Origin of the sequence: Streptococcus sp. DD11 (assembly GCF_001578865.1) — a bacterium.
GTDB classification, from domain to species: domain Bacteria; phylum Bacillota; class Bacilli; order Lactobacillales; family Streptococcaceae; genus Streptococcus; species Streptococcus panodentis.
Genome location: NZ_KQ969394.1, coordinates 259,687 through 262,567 on the forward strand (window position 1 = coordinate 259,687; position 2,881 = coordinate 262,567).

The following is a 2,881-nucleotide window of genomic DNA, read 5'->3' on the forward strand; positions in this document are numbered from 1 at the left end:
CTTATTACTTGAAATACAGAGCGATAAGCTGAAAGCTTCCCTGCTTCTCCATTTCTGGGCAGGAGCTGATCTGGTTTGAAGAGAGTTCAAAGAGCATTAACGATTAATGGAGCGGGAAATCATGGAAACAGTGTGCCGTTGGCCGCGGAGGGCCTTGCTCATGGCAAAGATATTTTCAACCGGTGCCAGACAGCCATAGCCTGAATCGCCGATATGCTGAATGTCCACTCCGCAGATTTTATTGCGGATGGCCATCTGCTTGACGATATCTGTATCAGAACTTTCCTGACTGGTCCCGATTGCGCTCATGACCAGAGCCCCCTTTTCATGCGCCAGACGGACAATCTGCTTCAGATCAGCTTCGTCAAAGCCCGGAACACTGCCGACTGCCGGTGCCAAAACAATATCCACGCCTGCCTCGATAAAGCGGCTAATCGCTTCTAAATCCGCGACAGGTTCATCCACACCGGCCGCATGCATCTTGCCGGCAATGAGCAGGCCTGAGAAATGCTCCTTGACAAGGCGAATCGTGTCGACAATGGCCTGATTGGTCACGCCAGTACCCGGATTGCCGGTCAGACAGATAAAGTCAACGCCCAGTTCTTCCGCCCGCTGAATGGTCGCAAGGCTGGCCCTGCGGCCTTCATTGATGTCTAAACGCTCTTCGGCCATTTCTGCCTGACTGTCTACCGGCTCCAGATTAACTCCGATAGGCCGGCCGACCAAGTGATGGAGCTGCTCTACAAAATCTTCCTTGGCATCCAGACCGTTCACAAAAGGATGGAACATATCAATCCCATTCAGCAGAATCAAGTCCGCTCCAAAAGCTCGGGCAATTTCCGCATTGGTCACATCTCCGATATAGGATTCCTTGAAAGCAACATTTTCTGAAAGAATAATCCGCCCTTCACTGGCCTTGATGCTCTGCTTGAGCTCAGCCGCTGTCATCGCAAGGATTTCTGACGCATTTGAACTAATGAATCGTTTCACCATAACGTTTTCTCTTTTCTTTATTATTCATTAATAAAGACGATAAATTTTATTATTTTTAGTTTTTTGTTTATATTTTATTACCAATCCAGTATACCATAAACCAGCAAAAATGTAAACGCTTTTATATTTTCCTGCAACTATCCGCTCTGGTTGCAGCCAAAGCGGATAGTGTTTTTCGTAACAGGATAAGCAGAAGAGATGCGACTAATGAACCGTTGCGCTGCTGAGTCAGCAGAGTCTTCAGGCAAGGCACCGGAGCGGGGAGGGCTGCCCCATGAGGCTGAACTGACTTGGAGCCAAAAGCTCGGCAAAAAGATAGCTTGGCCGGTGCTCAGCGAGACCTGCACCAATCTCCTCTTTGCTTGAAATTTTTTACGCTCTCACATCTTTACTACCAGATCATCACGCGCTCCTCTGGGCTGCGCCACATGCCGTCGCCTTCATGGACATCAAAGGCCGCATAGAAGTCATCAAAGTTAGGCAGCTGGATATTGGTCCGGAGTTTGCCCGGTGCATGGACATCGACACTGGCCAGCAGTTTCATGTATTCCTCCCGGCCCTTCATGCGCCAGATACGGGCAAAGTTGGTGAAGAAGGCCTCTGCTGAAAAATCCGGCTCTTTTTTAGCCGCTTCAAGGGCTGCTGCAATCCCGCCCAGATCCGCCACATTTTCAGAGACTGTCAGCTTGCCGTTGACCTTAGCCCCATAGGAATCCTGGCCTTCAAACTGGTCGATGACCTTCTGGGTTTTCTCGGTAAAGGCTGCATAGTCCTGTTCGGTCCACCAGTCATTGAGGCTGCCATTTTCGTCAAAAGATGCCCCATTGGTGTCAAAGGCATGGGAAATCTCATGGGCAATGACCGCTCCAATCCCGCCGTAGTTGGCAGATGAGGACTGCTGCAGGTCGTAAAAAGGCGCTTGAAGGATGGCTGCCGGAAAGACAATCAGATTCTTCTGCGGGTTGTAGTAGGCATTGACCATGTGGGCCGGCATGCCCCACTCTTTGTAGTCTACTTCCTTATTCCACTGGCTCCAGCTGTGGGCAATCTCTATCTGACTGAGTTTGAGGGCATTGTCAAAGAGACTGAGCTCTTCGTCCACTGTCTTGCGGAAATAGCGCTCCGGCAGCTCTTCTGGGTAGCCGATATAGGGCTTAATCACATTGAGTTTGACAATGGCTTTCTCCCGTGTTTCCGGCGTCAGCCAGTCATTCTTGGCCAGTCGGTCCTTGTAGACCTCAATCATGGTCGCAACCTTCTGCTCCACATCTGCCTTGGCTTCTGGGGAGAATTTCTGGCCGGCATACCAGAGGCCGACAGCCTGACTGAAAGGCCCCTGAGCCAGATAGAAGGCCGCTTTTTTCTGATCCTGAGCCTGCGGTGTGCCTGACAGAGCCCGCTGATAGGCACCGGACAAGATGCGGATCTCATCTGTCAGATAAGGTGTTGTATTGCGCACTGCAGAAAGAATCAGCAAAGCATGGAGCTTATCCCAGTTAGCAGCTGTATAGATGTCCTTGGCGGCCTGCCAAAAGCGCTCCTCGGGCACGATGACTTGGTCCGGCTCCTGTCCGATCAGCTTGGTGAAAATGTCTGCCAAAGGCAATTCTGGCACTAAGTTCTTAAAATCTTCCCATTTGTAGGGGTGGTAGAGCTTGGCGTATTCAGAGCTTTCTTCATTAGAGAGGACATACTGAGCAAAGACAGCATCCAGCTCCAGGACCTTGTCCAAGATGTCCGTGATTTCCTCAGGGCTGAAGTCAAATTTCTCCAGCAGGGCTTCCTGAGCCTCCCGGTATTTGGCAAGGAGCTCAGCCTTCTGCGGATGGTCCTCCGCATAGTAGGTCGTATCCGGCAGGATAGTCCCCGGTCCGTCTGCCCAAAGGAC

3 protein-coding genes are annotated in these 2,881 nt (G+C 51.0%); 1 reads left to right on the forward strand and 2 read right to left on the reverse strand.

What is annotated here, in order from left to right:
• Positions 1-96 precede the first annotated feature (96 nt).
• The gene (locus STRDD11_RS07080; protein WP_128836718.1) at positions 97-993 is read right to left on the reverse strand and encodes a DUF7916 family protein; all 897 of its coding nucleotides are present in this window, start codon (positions 991-993) and stop codon (positions 97-99) included.
• A gap of 207 nt (positions 994-1,200) precedes the next feature.
• Between STRDD11_RS07080 and STRDD11_RS13675 the strand changes: the two genes are divergently transcribed.
• A complete protein-coding gene (locus STRDD11_RS13675) occupies positions 1,201-1,359 on the forward strand; it encodes a hypothetical protein (protein WP_164828419.1) in 159 nt (52 codons plus the stop codon).
• A 25-nt stretch (positions 1,360-1,384) separates the two neighbouring features.
• On the opposite strand, the gene STRDD11_RS07085 is transcribed toward STRDD11_RS13675, so the two are convergent.
• On the reverse strand, positions 1,385-2,881 hold a 1,497-nt coding region (locus STRDD11_RS07085; protein ID WP_241209354.1), incomplete at its 5' end, for a M13-type metalloendopeptidase.